This is a genomic window from Pristimantibacillus sp. PTI5 (assembly GCF_048572955.1).
Taxonomy (GTDB): domain Bacteria; phylum Bacillota; class Bacilli; order Paenibacillales; family Paenibacillaceae; genus Pristimantibacillus.
The window spans coordinates 3,881,470-3,896,173 of the sequence record NZ_CP183886.1 but is presented as its reverse complement, the minus strand read 5'-3'; the positions used below and the strand labels follow the sequence as shown (position 1 = coordinate 3,896,173).

Below are 14,704 nucleotides of genomic sequence, written 5' to 3'. Positions count from 1 at the left end.
TCTTAACCCTCCAGTTCAAAACGGAAATCTTCTACAACCGTGTTCGCGAACAGTTTTTCGCACATTGCTTTGATGCGTACTTCCGCTTCGGCGCGGTCAGTCGTATCGAGTTCAAGCTCCAAATATTTGCCGATGCGTACTTTTTCGACTTCGGCGAAGCCCAGAGTGTGAAGCGCGCCTTGTACAGCGGTTCCTTGTGGATCCAAAACGTTTTGCTTGATGGTGACGTAGACGGTTGCCTTCATAATAGCCTCCTGAAAATGTGGGTTTTTCTCGATGCGATTGTTGGATGATGCTGCGCGCGGGCGTAGGGGTTATTGTCTACGTCGCTTTCGAAGCCGGGAAATTTGATGACACCGCTTAGCGGGTATTTCCCGGTCTTCAAGAAGCGATCGCTGTCGCTCTGCGACAACAACTCCCACGCTTCGCGTGAGCACATGGCCTTCAAACCGTTTCGAGTGAGTCGGTGAAGCAAAGGTTTCCTCGCAGATTTGATGACGATGCTCGGTACGTGCGCAGAGATTGTTGTCTACGTCGCTTTCGAAGTCCTTCAAACCTTTGCAAGGTTGATCGGTGAAGCAATGGGTGCAGCAGCGCTCTCGCTGACTGCCTGCCTTGAAGGCATACGCTTGGCGTCCCTATGTCAGCGTCAATGCTTGCGCTCGGCGTTGTTTTTGTCATTTCTCCCGCCTGCTTTGGCGGATTTTTTAATATAACGGGATTTACTCCCGTTAATTCAAATACTATTGCCAGTTTGCTGCAATTAGCGGGAATTTTAGGCGTTAATTGTAACAGTTTCGGCGTCCTAGCTCGATTGGATCACATTTAACGCCAGTTTTTACCGTTAATTCACTCAACTTACAAGCTGCGATTGAATTAACAGGAGTTTTTCCTGCTAATTTAACCATAAAAGCCAGTTTGCTGCGAATAGCAGTACTTATGGGCGTTAATGGCTTCATTTCGATGTCCTAGTTCGATTTGGTGCCGATTAACGCCCGGAAATACCTTTATTCCTCTCAGCATCCCTGCCCTGAATCGAAATATCGTTTAATTTTACCGCTATTCCCGATGCATATGAAGCAGAAATTTGCGGGCAGTTACGTTTTCTATAGTTCGACGCCCGTCAGGCGGCGGTAGATATCGCGGTAGCGGGCCGTTGTTTCGGCTACTACGGATTCAGGCAGCGGCGCAGGCTTGCTGTCGCGGTCCCAATCGGAGCCGAGCAGATACGTGCGCACCGGCTCTTTGTCCATGCTATCGATCTCGATATCGAGCGCATAGTTGCCTTCTGCCCAGAAACGCGAGGAGTCCGGCGTAAAGATTTCATCGATCAACACGACTTTGCCGTCGATCAGTCCGAACTCGAATTTGCAATCGGCAAGAATAATGCCGTGCTCGGCGCAATAGCCGTGAGCGAACTCATAAAGCTTGATGCTGCGGTCGCGCAGCTCTTCGGCAAGCTCGGCGCCGACCATTTCAGCCATTTTCTCAAATGGGATGTCCTCGTCGTGGCCAACGTCGTTTTTCGCTGCCGGCGTGAAGATCGGTGCCGCAAAACGTTCGTTTTTGCGAAGGCCAGCCGGAAGCTCGATCCCGTTGATAGCCGATGTTTGCTGGTATTGTCTCCAGCCGCCGCCCGTTATATAGCCGCGAACGACGCACTCGATATCGATACGCTCCGCTTTACGGGTGACCATGATGCGGTTTTTCAGCAGCTCAGGCTCCGTTACGAGTACGCCAAGCTTCTCCACATCAGTATGCACGACATGATTCACTTGGATATCGGCCGTTTGCTCGAACCAGTAAGCCGATAGGCGGTTCAGCACGTTGCCTTTGTCTGGTACAGCAGGGTCAAGCACATAGTCGAATGCCGAGATCCGGTCCGTTACGACGATCAGGTAATGCTCGCCCAGATCGTAAAGCTCGCGTACCTTGCCTTTGTAAATGAGCGGAGCTTTTATATAATCGACAGCCGTCGATAAAGCTTGCGATGTTGCGGTCATCAGGCCAGCCTCCCCTTAAATCAATCCCAAACGCGTGAAGATCGTATCCACATGCTTCAAATGCCAAGCCGGGTTGAAGCAATCGTCAATTTCTTCCGTTGAAAGCACGCTTGTAATTTCTTCCGTTTCGCCGATAATGTCGCGGAATTGACGCTGTGTCTCCCACGCCTGCATTGCGCGCGGCTGCACGGTATCGTACGCTTTTTCACGGCTGAAGCCTTTGTCGATCAGCTTCGTCAATACGCGGCCCGAGAACGGCACGCCGTATGTCGCTTGCATGTTGCGCTTCATGTTTTCCGGGAACACGGTCAGGTTGTTGATGATATTGCCCAAACGGTTCAGCATGTAGTTAAGCAGCATCGTTGCATCCGGCAAAATGATCCGTTCTACCGAAGAGTGGCTGATGTCGCGTTCATGCCAAAGCGCAATGTTCTCATAAGCGGTAACCATATGTCCGCGAATGACGCGGGACAAGCCGGAAATGTTCTCGCAGCCGATCGGGTTGCGTTTATGCGGCATGGCGGATGAGCCTTTTTGGCCCTTTGCGAACGGCTCTTCGACTTCACGGAACTCGCTCTTCTGCAAAGCGCGAATTTCGGTAGCGAACTTGTCGAGCGACGAAGCGACGAGCGCAAGTGTTGCCATATATTCAGCGTGGCGGTCACGCTGCAAGGTTTGCGTCGAGATTGGAGCGGCCGTAATGCCGAGCTTCTTGCACACGAATTCTTCAACGAAAGGATCGATGTCAGCGAAAGTTCCTACAGCGCCGGACATTTTTCCGAATTGCACGCCTTGAGCCGCATGGTGGAAACGCTCCAGGTTACGCTTCATTTCCTCGTACCAAAGCGCCATTTTCAGACCGAACGTCGTTGGCTGGGCATGAACGCCGTGAGTACGGCCCATCATCGGCGTATCTTTATATTGAAGTGCTTTGTTTTTTAGGATTTCAATGAAGCGCTCGATGTCTTTGACGAGAATTTCATTGGCTTGAAGCAGCAGGTAGCCGATCGCCGTATCCACGACATCCGTGGAAGTCAGGCCGTAATGCACCCATTTGCCCTCAGGGCCCGCTTTCTCGGATACCGCACGCGTAAAGGCGATAACGTCATGGCGAGTGTCCAGCTCGATTTCATAAATGCGGTCAATGTCGAAATCAGCGGAAGCGCGAAGCGCGACAACATCTTCCTTAGGAATAACGCCCAGCTCGGACCAAGCCTCGCATGCGCAAAGCTCAACCTCCAGCCATGCTCTAAACTTATTTTCCTCTGTCCAAATTGCTCTCATTTCCGGTCTGCTGTAACGCTCCAACATTAATCCTTCACACCTTCCAAATAGTTGTTTCTTCAATCCAGCTCAGTGCGGCGTCCGTATTCTCCGCCAGCACGTTGACGTGGCCCATCTTCCGCTTTGCAACAGCGTCCTTCTTCCCGTACAAATGAACCTTCGGCGCGACCTTCAACCGCTCGGCCGACTCATCCCGGCGTGCCGTCAATGCAAGCAGCGGCTCGACATGCTCACCGAGCACGTTGACCATCACGACAGGACTCATTAGCGTCGTGTCGCCAAGCGGCAGGTTGCATACCGCCCGCACATGCTGCTCGAACTGCGACGTTCGGCAGGCCTCCATCGTGTAATGTCCGCTGTTATGCGGGCGGGGCGCAAGCTCGTTTACGAACAGCTCGCCGTCCGCCGTAACAAACAGTTCAACCGCGATAAGCCCGACTGCGCCAAGGCCTTCGGCAATCCGGGTTGCAAGGCGCTCAGCCTCTTGCTGCAGCTCCTCGCTGATTCTTGCCGGTACGATAGACAAATGCAATATATTATCGACATGTATGTTTTCCGCGGCAGGGAACGTTTTGATTTCACCCTGCGGACTTCGTGCCGCTATAACCGATATTTCTTTTTCAAAACGAATGAACTGCTCCAGCACCAGCTGGACCTTCGCGCGCGAGAGCGTCTCATACGCTTCTTCGATTTCATCCTCGCTGCGGATGACCCACTGCCCTTTGCCGTCATAGCCGCCCATCGCCGTCTTCAACACGCATGGCGTACCGAAGGCAGCTACCGCCTCTTGAAGCTCAACCACGCTGCGAATCTCGCGGTAGGGCGCTACCCGCACGCCGGCCGCTTCTATCGCACGCTTCTCGCGAAGCCGATGCTGCGTCGTGTAGAGCAGCTCGCTGCCTTGCGGCACATACGACTCTTCCATGAGCATCGCTGCTACGTCTGCGTCAACGTTCTCGAATTCATAAGTGATGACATCCGAACGCTTCGCAAGTTCCCTTGCCGCTTCGCGGTCATCGTATGGCGCCACGATTTGCTCGGCAACTTGTCCGGTTGGACTATCCACGGTCGGGTCAAGCGCAATGAACCGATAGCCCATCGCGCTGCCCGCGTTCGCAAGCATTCGGCCAAGCTGGCCTCCGCCTAAGATCCCGATCGTACTGCCCGGCAGCAGCGTCTTTAAAGGCTGCTTGTCCGTTTTCTGACTCATAGCGTCTCACTGCTTTCCAGCACTTCCTGCTTCACGCGCTCGCGTCGCGCTTCCACGCGCGCCTGCACTTCAGGGTCGAATGCTCCCAGCATTTGAGCCGCAAGCAATCCCGCATTCGTGCCGCCCGCGTTGCCGATCGCAACCGTAGCCACGGGAATCCCGCCCGGCATTTGAACGATGGAGAGCAAAGAATCCAGCCCGCTCAGATTCGATGATTTCACGGGAACGCCAATAACCGGCAAAATCGTCTTTGCAGCGACCATGCCGGGCAAATGCGCAGCTCCGCCGGCGCCGGCAATAATCACCTTAAGCCCGCGCTGTACCGCAGTCTCCGCGTACTCAAACATCAAATCCGGCGTCCGATGCGCCGAAACGACCTTTTTCTCATACGGAATTTGCAATTCCTCTAGAATATCGCAGGCTAATTTCATTGTGTCCCAATCCGATTTGCTGCCCATGATGACGCCCACCTTCGCAGACATGCGATCAAACCCACTTTCGTATATAAGATTATCAATCATTAAGCTTCATGAACTCGAAGCGGTAAAAACAGAAAAGGCCCGTCAGCAACCATAAGAATGGGGATGCCGCAGGACCGGAGCGGAAGCAGGAGAAACGACCGGTATTCATGCGAACCCGCTATCGATAGATCATGCTTCACTTTAATGAGGGCGATTCAAGCTGCGCTGCATGGCCATAGAGACAAGAGTAGGCTGCCTCGTAAGAGAGGCAACCTCTATCTAACCAAAAGGCATCTTTATGCAGCGTGCTCGCTTATTGCGAACGCTCGGTATCGCATGTCGTCTCATTTTGCTCGTAGTCCGAAAATTAAGGTTTTCGGGTAGAAACATTCAGGCCTTATCCCAAATATATACGAGATGAATGTAAATGAAATAGGAAGAAAATATGATGATTCATCCTTGTATTCCAATTTTAACTTTAAAGTCATACTTTTATGTCTTCGGCTTCGACAATATCCAACATGTTTCACTGTGTCAGAGCGCTCCGCCTCAAGCCTATTCTAGTTTATCTAATCCCCAAACCACTGTCAATGAAATACGAACATTAAAAGACAATGTTTTATAAAGGTTCGTTTTTTTGAATAAAACAACGTCGAATTCCGAGTGAAATACCCAAATTAAGGGGTTTAGACCACTGCATTTGCCTTTCATGCCCCGCCTAAGCTCCAATTCGTTCCATTTTCGCAAAGAAAAGGCCTATATGCACCGAACACAAGCAGTTCTTCCTTCGAAAAAAATGAGGAATGAGCGGCGGCATCTTGTACTTATTATCTAATATTCCCAATGCCCGGCATTCCCACGCGCTTCTTTTCCAGACTAGGGACAATCTCCGCTGAATACAGTTATAATGGAGACTTTTTTGGTATGCGCGCAGAAACAAGCCGCAGTCGCGAACGCATGAACAATGGACTAGAAAAGGAGGTTCGGCGAAGTTGCAAATCCACGTGGTGCAAAAAGGCGATTCGCTGTATAAGCTGGCTCAAAAATTTGATGTATCCGTCAGCGAGATCACGGACGCCAACGGGTTAAGCGATCCGAATACGCTTGTGGTCGGTCAATCCCTTATCATACCAACCGAGGCAGCCACCCATAAGGTGCTTGTCGGCGAATCGCTTTGGATAATCGCCCAGCGATACGGCGTCACGCTGAAGGAGCTTGCGGAGGTCAATCAAATCACAAATCCCGCGCTCATTTATCCCGGTCAGACTCTTGTAATCCCGCAGGCGGCACGGCCGACCATAGAGGTCAATGCTTACACCGAAAAATTCGGTCCTGAAGGCGTCGGGACCGTTCAGGAAATCGGTCAGTACTTAACGTATTTAAGCCCGTTCAGCTACCGCGTACAGGCTGACGGGTCCTTTACGACCCTCGACGACTCCGCGGTCATTAATGCCGCCTATCAAGCGAAGGTCGCTCCGATGATGGTCATCACCAATTTTGAGAGCGGGACCTTCAGCTCGGAAATTGCCCATGCGGTATTAAGCGATCCCGCGCTTCAGCAAACGCTTATCGGCAACATTCTCGCCACAATGAAGCAAAAGGGCTACCTCGCGCTTAATGTCGATTTCGAATATGTGCTGCCGGCCGACCGCGAGCTGTACAACGCTTTTTTGCAGCGGCTCGTAGACAGCCTGCATCCGCAAAACTATCTCGTATCTACCTGCCTTGCCCCCAAGACCAGCGCAGCCCAAACGGGTACGCTGTACGAGGCGCATGATTATCCGGCGCATGGCCGCATCGTTGATTTCGTTATCCTCATGACCTACGAATGGGGCTGGTCCGGCGGTCCTCCCCGCGCCGTTGCGCCGCTGAACGAGGTCAATAAAGTCCTTACTTACGCGCTAAGCGTTATTCCCGCGCAAAAAATCGTGATGGGCATGCCGTTATACGGCTATGACTGGACGCTGCCTTACGTGCAAGGGGCGAAATGGGCACCCACCGTCAGCCCGCAGGCGGCGGTCAACCGGGCTAATCAATACGGGGCAACCATTGCATACGACGAAGAAGCGCAATCCCCCCACTACAACTATTATGATAATGAAGGCCGCGAGCACTCCGTCTGGTTCGAGGATGCGCGAAGCGTGCAGGCCAAGTTCAATCTCGTAAAAAGCTATAACCTGCGCGGCGTCAGCTATTGGGTGCTCGGCGTTCCGTTCCCGCAAAACTGGTATGTTCTGCAGGCGAACTTTACCATTAAGAAGCTTGTATGAGGCGTAAGCATTCAGCAAGGACTGACCCTATGCAAACCAAAAACAGGCCGCGCCCTTCGTATTTCCCGAATGGCACGGCCTGTTTCATAAGCATTTTATAGTACGCTACACCAGCCATACCGTCTTCGCGGTAGCAGGTATACGCTGCGGCTCCGGCGGCGTCATATCCGGATAACCCAAGTAAATGAAGCCAACGATCTGGTCCTTCTCCGCAAGCCCGAATGTGTCTCTCATAAGCGGGTGATACATCGGATCGCCAGAGCGCCAGATCGCGCCCAGTCCGCTTGCATGCGCGGCGAGCAGCAGGTTTTGCACGGCTGCTTGAGCGGCAGCCAGCTCTTCTTCCAGAACCGCCCGCGGATCATTCGAGGGCGAGCATACTGCCGCTATCACAACAGGAGCGCGGTAAGCTTTTGACCGTTCCTTCGCTAGTCGATCCTCAAGCGCCTGTCCGGTCATGTCCGGTACCGCGGCTGCGGATACGCGGGCATATCCCTCGGCAAGCCGGCCTCGGCCCTCGCCTGTCATGACAATAAAGGACCATGGCTGCGTATTATGATGGCTGGGCGCCCAGACGGCCGCATCCAGCAGCCGTTCAATAAGCGCGCGGTCTACAGGGTCTTTCTTCACTCTTCCGATCGTTCTGCGCGTGCGAATCGCTTCTTCAACGTTCATCTTCCGTATCTCCTCCGCTCATTTGAGTTTTTTCATCTGCCGATTGGCAGAAGATTATTCGAAAAGATGCAAATATTCGCCGTACCCTTCTTGCTCCAGCTCATTTTTGCCAATGAACCGCAGCGATGCGGAGTTAATGCAGTACCGAAGCCCGGTTGGCTGCGGTCCGTCATCGAACACATGCCCAAGATGGGAATCGCCTTCCTTGCTGCGAACCTCAACCCGTACCATATAATGCGAAGTGTCGGTATGCTCTGCTACTGCCGATGCCTGCAGCGGCTTCGTAAAGCTCGGCCATCCGCAGCCTGCATCGTATTTATCACGGGAGCTGAACAGCGGTTCTCCGGATACGATGTCCACGTAAATGCCATCCTCGGTATGGTCCCAGTACTCGCCGGTGAACGGGCGCTCCGTGCCGCTGTTTTGCGTGACTTCGTATTGAATCGGGGTCAGACGCTGCCTAAGCTCGTCTTTGTCTTTCTTAACCGTCCAATTCTGCGCGATAAACGCGTCGCGGCCGGAGCCTTTACGGTACATTTTATAGCGGTAAGGGTTCGTTTTATGATAGCCCTGATGATAATCCTCTGCCGGGTAAAAAGCTTGCGCCGGCTCGATTTCCGTCACGATCGGACGGTCAAAGCGGCCGCTCGCCTCGAGCTCCCGTTTGGAAGCCTCAGCCAGCTCGCGCTGCTCCTCGTCATAATAATAAATGCCCGTCCGGTAAGACTCGCCGCGGTCATGGAACTGGCCGCCCGCATCGGTCGGATCAATTTGCATCCAGAAGATGTTCAGCAGCTTCTCGTAGGGAAAGATTTGCGGATTGTACGTAATTTGTACCGCCTCCGCATGGCCGGTCGTCTCCGAGCAAACCTCCTGGTAAGTCGGGTTGACGGTGTGGCCTCCCGTATAGCCGGAAACGACTGAGATAATGCCGGGCATTTCTTCGAAGGGCGAGACCATGCACCAGAAGCAGCCGCCTGCGAACATGGCTTTGGCTTCAGTTTGGCTTGCGCCGTTATTTGTAATTGGTTGATCCATACTGATCATCCTCCTCAATGGTTCTAATCATAATGACTATCTCTAGTATACATGACGAGGAGGGTCAACAACAAAAAAAGGAGGAAGCGCCGATTCCTTAAGGCGCTTCCTCCTAATCATTATGATTTAAAATCCGATGCCGGAAGAAATACGAATAGGATCGGCAATGAGCTTGCTCCAGGCGACGTATATTGAATAGTCACCGCAGGCGCTGCCTGCAGGCCTGCCGCTCCCTCGGGTCTTAGCTGCGTATAAAGCAGCGCACCCTCGCCTACCTTCACATGTCCGCCGGACGGCACCGAAACGACTTTCCCGTTCACCGTGACCGCCCCTTGGAAAATACCCGCGCGCGGATTCAAAATAATACGCGTTCCGTAAGCGACGCTTTTGAGCTTGATCGTCGTCACGGCGCCATACTCCCCGCCGTTAATCGTCATTCCGCCCGTCAGTGCATCTACGCCCGCCATAGCCGGACCGCGCTGGCCGAGGCGTAGCTTGCTTTCGGTAACGCCAACCTTTTCAGTTACTTCGATGTATTGATCGGTATCAAAAAACTTGCCGCGGTTGCCGACTTTCTCGAGCTCCGGCAGTGTAAACACCGCGCTGACCGGATCCGTGAATTCTTTTAGCGCCATCGTCGAGAAGGTCAACTCGCCATCCATGTCTACATCAAGCAGGCCGGAAAAGCCTTCATCCGGATTCATGATGATTTTCTCCATCTCCGGCATGAGGTTGATGGATGCGCCCGGCTCAATGATTATTTCGCGCGGCTGGGACGGCACAAAATATCTGCTTACCGCAGCGGATCCGAACTGAAGCGCGCTTACGCTTGGCCCAGCCAATCCGCGGTTGCCAATCGTCAGTTTAACGCTCTCCTCTCCCTTGTTCGTTGCGACTACCGCTAGCTTTAGCCGCTCTTGGGAGCCGTTGCGGTGATGGAGGAACAATCGGCTGGGATCATTCAACGTATCCTCATAGAGGAGGCCTTCACCGAAGAAACGCTCCGGCGCATTCGACATGTACAAGGTGCGCCCGCTTTTGGATTCGATGGTTGAAACCTCTTTAAAGGTGTTCATCAGCTTGCCGTCGAGCACGAATTTATCGCCCGGATTACCATAACGCATGAAATATTCGTAAGGCGAGTACATCACTTCATCCGTAACGGTGATATCTTGTGACACGACCCCGCTGCTAAGTCCTTCACTGTCGTAAACGCTCAGCGTTACCGTATAGACGCCCGGTTCGAAATAGGTGCTTTTGCGTCCTGTCCAGATCGGTTTAACGGTCTTGCCGTCCGGATCGTAGCTAAGATCCTCGTATTCGATATTCTCGCCCTGCATCACCTCGAGCGGCGCAGTGAATTTGGCTACCGGCGCGACATTCGGCTCCGGCTGAATCGTAATGCTGATTTGCTTCAGCTGCGCATTATAGACGTAGCCCGCATTCCAAAGGAGCTTTACCGCGGATAAAGGGACATGCATCGTCCCGTTGATACGCATAGCCGCATTTGGCAAAAGCAAATACCTTCCGTTGCGGTTCGCGCCGCGCATGTTGACATTCAGCGTTACTTTGTTGAAATAAGTATCGATATGAGTACCCTTGCTATCGTTATATACGCTTGCGCCTACAGAAGTCGCAAGCGTACGGACCGGAATCATCGTGACTCCTTTTACTACCGGAAGCGGCGTTGTCATTTGCTGCGTTTTCCCGTTCAACGACATTTGCTTCGAACCGTGGACAAATACCAATTTTATCGGTTGACGCTCTGCCGCATTTGCCTCTTCCTTCGCTCCAAACCCTGTTCCCGCAAGCGAAACTAGCAAGCTAGCAACTATAATCCGCTTGGCCATTCGACTGATCCAATTCACTCTACTCATCCTGTTCTCCTTCCAAATTTGCAGCATCGACTGCTGCATCCCGTATGGTTAGACGCACAAGTGGGTGAGAATGTTCCGCTGATTTTTAAAATTTACAATTTATTTCCACCTTACATAGGGGACATCTGCATTTCACTTTGTTACAATAAGATGACATGCGCAACTATTTGGCATGGATTGCTGTCTAAAATAATGAACCACCAATGCTTGCAGTTCGTTCATCCGATCTTTCGTGCAAGTGACTAACAAGAGAGGTGAATGAATAGAATGAGTGATTTGATTTTGGAACAACGTACTGCCAGCCAAACCGACAAGAAGACACGCAGAAAAAGAGGAAACCGTACCTTTCTCCTCTTCGCCTGCGTATGGGTCATTATTATATGCTCCGGCATACTCGGCGCGAAATGGTATACCGAACGGATGCAGCAAACCTTATCCGCGGATCTGGAACGGCAAACTGCGGGCCAAATCGCGGCCATGCAGCAAGCCTACGAGGCACGCATGCTGCAGCTGGAAACGGATTATACGGCGGATTTAACGGAGCTTAAAGCAAAGGTGGACGCGCTCAACGAGCTGCTAACGTTCACGAAGGATAACGCTGCCTCCAAGACCGATAACAGCAACAAGCTGTACACGCAGTTGAACGAGGTGAAGAAGCAGCTGAATGAGCTGCAGAAGAACCTGGATGTGCTCAAATGAACATCACCGTAAAAGCATTAAACCGTACCGCCTTACTCGCATGTGCCCCGTTTCTTGGCGTAATGATCTGGCTGCTATTATCCGATATGGTCATCCAATTATCTGCCGAAGCATTTCCTAAGCCCGTCACCGAGCAAGCTAGGCTCCCAGAATCCGATATTTCGCCTGCCGCGGCAGGCCTTGATCTTGCACAGGAAACCGCTTCGCAAACGCGTGAATCGATTCAAAGGCAAATCAAGCTGTACCAGCAGACGAATGCGGACATGGCAAAAATTTCGTCGATGGCCGCCTCCCAAGCGATGAAGCCTTTGCAAATTTACGACCGCAACATTACGCGAAGGCTTGGCAATGCTTCTGCCACCGTGGAATCAGACAAGCTTAGGGCTCAGCTCTTCTACATAAAAGCGGAAAACTTCACGGCGTATGCGCTAAAAGTGAAGCTGAAGAGCAAAGATGCCATGACCATGTCGCTCGGCGGCGACGAGCTCGGCAAGGCAGAGTCTACGCTTGCCGCGGTCAATCGTCACGGGGCTGTCGCCGGCGTCAATGCGGGCGGCTTCGCGGATGGACGCGGCAAGCGTTATCCGCTCAGCACGACCATCGTCGACGGCAGCTATGCTACGGGCTTTGAACCGCCCCATGCGGATTTGTTTTTTGTCGGTTTGAATGATCAGAATGAGCTGATCGGGGGGAAATTCGCGAGCAAAGCACAGCTGGATGCCGAGAAACCAAAATTCGGCGCTTCCTTTGTACCCGTACTGCTGAGAGGCGGGGCTCCGCAGCCGATCCCGATGAAGTGGCAAACCAGCCCGAAGCGGGCGCCCCGCACCGTTGTAGCCAACTATAAGGACGATCAGCTGCTGTTTCTTGTAGCCGACGGCTATAACGAATCGGGAAGCTCGGGCGCCACGCTAGGCGAAATGCAGCTGCTGCTGCAGCGCTATGGCGCCGTTGACGGCTATAATCTGGATGGCGGCGGCTCCTCCTCGCTTATTTTTAACGGACGGGTCATCAATAAGCCTTCGGATGGCGTGCTGCGAAAGCTGCCGACCCACTTTCTGTTCTTTAAATAATTAGGCCGGCATAGCGCGGTGGCGATGATTTCTGAATATACTACTATCGAGCTTCCCGATTCAGACTCCTACTATCGTTTTTTGGAAAGGAGCAGCACGGATGGGCATCGGATCGAAATGGTATCGCAAATCATTGCTGACGATTACGGGCATGCCGCTCGTAGAAAAGCTTTCAACGGCCTATGGCAAAAAACTCGCCGGCCGGTTTATTGCGGGAGAAACGCTTGATGAGGCTTTGGATGAAGTCGAGAAGCTGGGCAAGCTGGGCGTTATGGCCACGCTGGACCATCTTGGCGAGGGCATTCGGAATTTAAGCGAGGCTTCAGCTTACAAAGAACAATATCTGAAACTTATCGAGGGCATTGCCCAGCGTAAAGTAATCTCCAACGTCTCGTTAAAGCCGACCCAAATGGGACTCGCACTCGACCATGCAGCATGCTTTGCCAATATTCGAGATGTCGTGAAGCATGCGCGGCGCCACCGCAACTTCGTACGAATCGACATGGAGAATACGCCTTTCACCCAAGCGACAATCGATATCGTCAAACGGCTTCATGCCGAAGGATTAACCAATGTCGGCACCGTGCTGCAGGCTTACCTTTTCCGAACGGAGCAGGATGTCAGGGATTTGCTGCAAGCGCGGATAAGCCTCCGCCTCGTTAAGGGCGCCTATAAGGAATCAAGCGAGGTCGCCTATCAAGACAAGGCCGAAATCATCGACAGCTTCAAAAGCATGATTAAGCTGCATTTGGATAAAGGCATCTATGCCGCAATCGCTTCGCATGACGATACGATCATTAGCTGGGTGAAAACCTACGCGCGGGCGCATCGGATTCCTAAGCACGCATTTGAATTCCAAATGCTGTACGGTCTCCGGATGAATGAGCAAGCCCGACTGGCTAAGGAAGGCTACCGCATCCGCTGCTACGTCCCTTATGGGAGCATGTGGTATCCCTACTTCACCCGGCGTTTGGCCGAGAAGCCCGCAAACCTTATGCTGGTGCTCAAAAATATGTTCTAATAGAAAAGCTGAAGCCTGCGAGGGCCTCAGCTTTTTTTTATCATTCCTGGGTGGTGGCCGATGAGTTGGATGGGATGGGGACGTCAATCAGCCGATTACCGGCCGATGCTCCGCCTGATGGCGGACGACAGAGCCGTCGGCTAAACGCAGCCACGAATCCACGTTCCTCTCGTTCTCGGTCAAGCGGATCACGCGGGCGCCTCGCGGGAAGCCTTCCTTGCCATAGGTGTTGAACCCGGTTGCCCGTCCGTAGTAAAGACGGATCCCGTAAAGCTCTCCCCAATAATCATTCGTATGGTCATGTCCGCAGAAGGCTGCCGTCACGTCTCCCTGCTCCAGCATGGCCGAAAAGAATCCCGCTTGCGTCCGCGCGGCGCAAACCTCTTCGTTTTTATCGCCATAACATATTTCCGTGTCCCATACTTCTTGGTATTCCGGGAGCGGAATGTGAAAGAAGGCGATAGCCGGCAATACAACATCCTGCCTCCGGGCTTTCCATTCGCGGGATTTTTCCAAGTACCACTGCACTTGATCATGCCGGATCCAATCGTAGCCGGGTACGCGGGGGTGCCCGGAATAATCGCCGGAGTCAAGGCAATAGAGCAGGGCAGCCGCTTGATCGTCGTCAGCCCCGAAGACAGGAAGCACATAGTTGCCAGTTCCGTGGATATCACGCGGCCCTGGTTCCGCTAAAGTATACGCGTGCTTCAGCACCTCGACCATGAGCTCATCGCGGGTAATGCCGTTCTCCGTATCGTGATTGCCGAATACGATCCCCCATGGAATGCTGCGCTGCTCGGCAGCGGCAACCGCTTCCCGAAACGCTTGTTTCGGATCGCCGCATGAGCATGACCCATCCGAATGCTTGCCCGTATAAATGACATCCCCCGTGAACATAACAAAATCCGGTTGTTCGGCATCAAGCACAAGCTCCATGGCCGCTTTCGACTGCAAATCCAGCTCCCCGCCGTCCTGCCAATGAATATCCGTAAATTGAACAATGGTAAAAGTGCCGTCTTTGCGAAAACGAAGCTCTTTAGCGCTTTCCATCTTCATCCCTCTCTCCACTAAGTAAAGTAGCTAAATAAAATGA

Annotated in this window: 13 protein-coding genes and 1 riboswitch; of the genes, 4 read left to right on the top strand and 9 right to left on the bottom strand. The window is 52.8% G+C overall.

What is annotated here, in order from left to right; genetic code table 11:
• Nucleotides 1–2: 2 nt before the first annotated feature.
• The 5 genes from purS to purE form a co-directional block, all read right to left on the bottom strand.
• A complete protein-coding gene (gene purS / locus ACN6MW_RS17460; protein WP_171056467.1) occupies nt 3–248 on the bottom strand; it encodes a phosphoribosylformylglycinamidine synthase subunit PurS in 246 nt (81 codons plus the stop codon).
• 858 nt (nt 249–1,106) lie between these two features.
• Nucleotides 1,107–2,003: a phosphoribosylaminoimidazolesuccinocarboxamide synthase gene (locus tag ACN6MW_RS17455; RefSeq protein WP_419871344.1), complete on the bottom strand. Its 897-nt coding sequence runs from the start codon at nt 2,001–2,003 to the stop codon at nt 1,107–1,109.
• 15 nt (nt 2,004–2,018) lie between these two features.
• Complete coding sequence (gene purB / locus ACN6MW_RS17450) at nt 2,019–3,314, bottom strand: adenylosuccinate lyase (RefSeq protein WP_364151026.1); 1,296 nt, start codon at nt 3,312–3,314, stop codon at nt 2,019–2,021.
• 7 nt (nt 3,315–3,321) lie between these two features.
• Complete coding sequence (gene purK, locus ACN6MW_RS17445) at nt 3,322–4,497, bottom strand: 5-(carboxyamino)imidazole ribonucleotide synthase (RefSeq protein WP_419871343.1); 1,176 nt, start codon at nt 4,495–4,497, stop codon at nt 3,322–3,324.
• The gene (gene purE / locus ACN6MW_RS17440; RefSeq protein WP_419871342.1) at nt 4,494–4,979 is read right to left on the bottom strand and encodes a 5-(carboxyamino)imidazole ribonucleotide mutase; all 486 of its coding nucleotides are present in this window, start codon (nt 4,977–4,979) and stop codon (nt 4,494–4,496) included. Before purE ends, purK begins: the two co-directional genes overlap by 4 nt.
• A 315-nt stretch (nt 4,980–5,294) precedes the next feature.
• A riboswitch (purine riboswitch) is annotated at nt 5,295–5,394 on the bottom strand.
• Nucleotides 5,395–5,950: 556 nt separating this feature from the next.
• Here purE and ACN6MW_RS17435 point away from each other — a divergent pair.
• A complete protein-coding gene (locus ACN6MW_RS17435; protein ID WP_419871341.1) occupies nt 5,951–7,228 on the top strand; it encodes a LysM peptidoglycan-binding domain-containing protein in 1,278 nt (425 codons plus the stop codon).
• Nucleotides 7,229–7,333: 105 nt separating this feature from the next.
• Here the strand turns inward: ACN6MW_RS17435 and ACN6MW_RS17430 are convergent, their stop codons facing one another.
• From ACN6MW_RS17430 to ACN6MW_RS17420, 3 genes are all read right to left on the bottom strand, one after another.
• Nucleotides 7,334–7,903 carry a nitroreductase family protein gene (locus ACN6MW_RS17430; protein WP_419871340.1) on the bottom strand — a complete coding sequence of 190 codons (570 nt, stop codon included), beginning with the start codon at nt 7,901–7,903 and terminating at the stop codon, nt 7,334–7,336.
• 54 nt (nt 7,904–7,957) lie between these two features.
• Entirely contained in the window at nt 7,958–8,941 is a 984-nt protein-coding gene (msrB, locus tag ACN6MW_RS17425) for a peptide-methionine (R)-S-oxide reductase MsrB (RefSeq protein ID WP_419871339.1), read from the bottom strand.
• A gap of 119 nt (nt 8,942–9,060) precedes the next feature.
• Nucleotides 9,061–10,818: a stalk domain-containing protein gene (locus ACN6MW_RS17420; protein ID WP_419871338.1), complete on the bottom strand. Its 1,758-nt coding sequence runs from the start codon at nt 10,816–10,818 to the stop codon at nt 9,061–9,063.
• Nucleotides 10,819–11,085: 267 nt separating this feature from the next.
• Here ACN6MW_RS17420 and ACN6MW_RS17415 point away from each other — a divergent pair, with 267 nt between their 5' ends.
• From ACN6MW_RS17415 to ACN6MW_RS17405, 3 genes are all read left to right on the top strand, one after another.
• Nucleotides 11,086–11,517 carry a hypothetical protein gene (locus tag ACN6MW_RS17415; RefSeq protein ID WP_419871337.1) on the top strand — a complete coding sequence of 144 codons (432 nt, stop codon included), beginning with the start codon at nt 11,086–11,088 and terminating at the stop codon, nt 11,515–11,517.
• Nucleotides 11,514–12,590, top strand: coding sequence for a phosphodiester glycosidase family protein (locus ACN6MW_RS17410; RefSeq protein ID WP_419871336.1), 1,077 nt, complete (start codon nt 11,514–11,516; stop codon nt 12,588–12,590). Before ACN6MW_RS17415 ends, ACN6MW_RS17410 begins: the two co-directional genes overlap by 4 nt.
• A gap of 100 nt (nt 12,591–12,690) precedes the next feature.
• On the top strand, nt 12,691–13,611 hold the full coding sequence (locus ACN6MW_RS17405; RefSeq protein WP_419871335.1) for a proline dehydrogenase family protein: 921 nt from the start codon (nt 12,691–12,693) through the stop codon (nt 13,609–13,611).
• Between the two features lie 87 nt (nt 13,612–13,698).
• Here the strand turns inward: ACN6MW_RS17405 and ACN6MW_RS17400 are convergent, their stop codons facing one another.
• Nucleotides 13,699–14,661, bottom strand: a complete 963-nt coding sequence (locus tag ACN6MW_RS17400) for a metallophosphoesterase family protein (protein ID WP_419871334.1) — start codon at nt 14,659–14,661, stop codon at nt 13,699–13,701.
• Nucleotides 14,662–14,704: the final 43 nt, after the last annotated feature.

Coding starts and splice junctions, on each gene's coding strand:
- ACN6MW_RS17455 (WP_419871344.1), bottom strand. CDS start 2,003: ATGACCGCAACATCGCAAGCTTTATCGACGGCTGTCGATTATATAAAA.
- purB (WP_364151026.1), bottom strand. CDS start 3,314: ATGTTGGAGCGTTACAGCAGACCGGAAATGAGAGCAATTTGGACAGAG.
- purK (WP_419871343.1), bottom strand. CDS start 4,497: ATGAGTCAGAAAACGGACAAGCAGCCTTTAAAGACGCTGCTGCCGGGC.
- purE (WP_419871342.1), bottom strand. CDS start 4,979: ATGTCTGCGAAGGTGGGCGTCATCATGGGCAGCAAATCGGATTGGGAC.
- ACN6MW_RS17430 (WP_419871340.1), bottom strand. CDS start 7,903: ATGAACGTTGAAGAAGCGATTCGCACGCGCAGAACGATCGGAAGAGTG.
- msrB (WP_419871339.1), bottom strand. CDS start 8,941: ATGGATCAACCAATTACAAATAACGGCGCAAGCCAAACTGAAGCCAAA.
- ACN6MW_RS17420 (WP_419871338.1), bottom strand. CDS start 10,818: ATGAGTAGAGTGAATTGGATCAGTCGAATGGCCAAGCGGATTATAGTT.
- ACN6MW_RS17415 (WP_419871337.1), top strand. CDS start 11,086: ATGAGTGATTTGATTTTGGAACAACGTACTGCCAGCCAAACCGACAAG.
- ACN6MW_RS17410 (WP_419871336.1), top strand. CDS start 11,514: ATGAACATCACCGTAAAAGCATTAAACCGTACCGCCTTACTCGCATGT.
- ACN6MW_RS17405 (WP_419871335.1), top strand. CDS start 12,691: ATGGGCATCGGATCGAAATGGTATCGCAAATCATTGCTGACGATTACG.
- ACN6MW_RS17400 (WP_419871334.1), bottom strand. CDS start 14,661: ATGGAAAGCGCTAAAGAGCTTCGTTTTCGCAAAGACGGCACTTTTACC.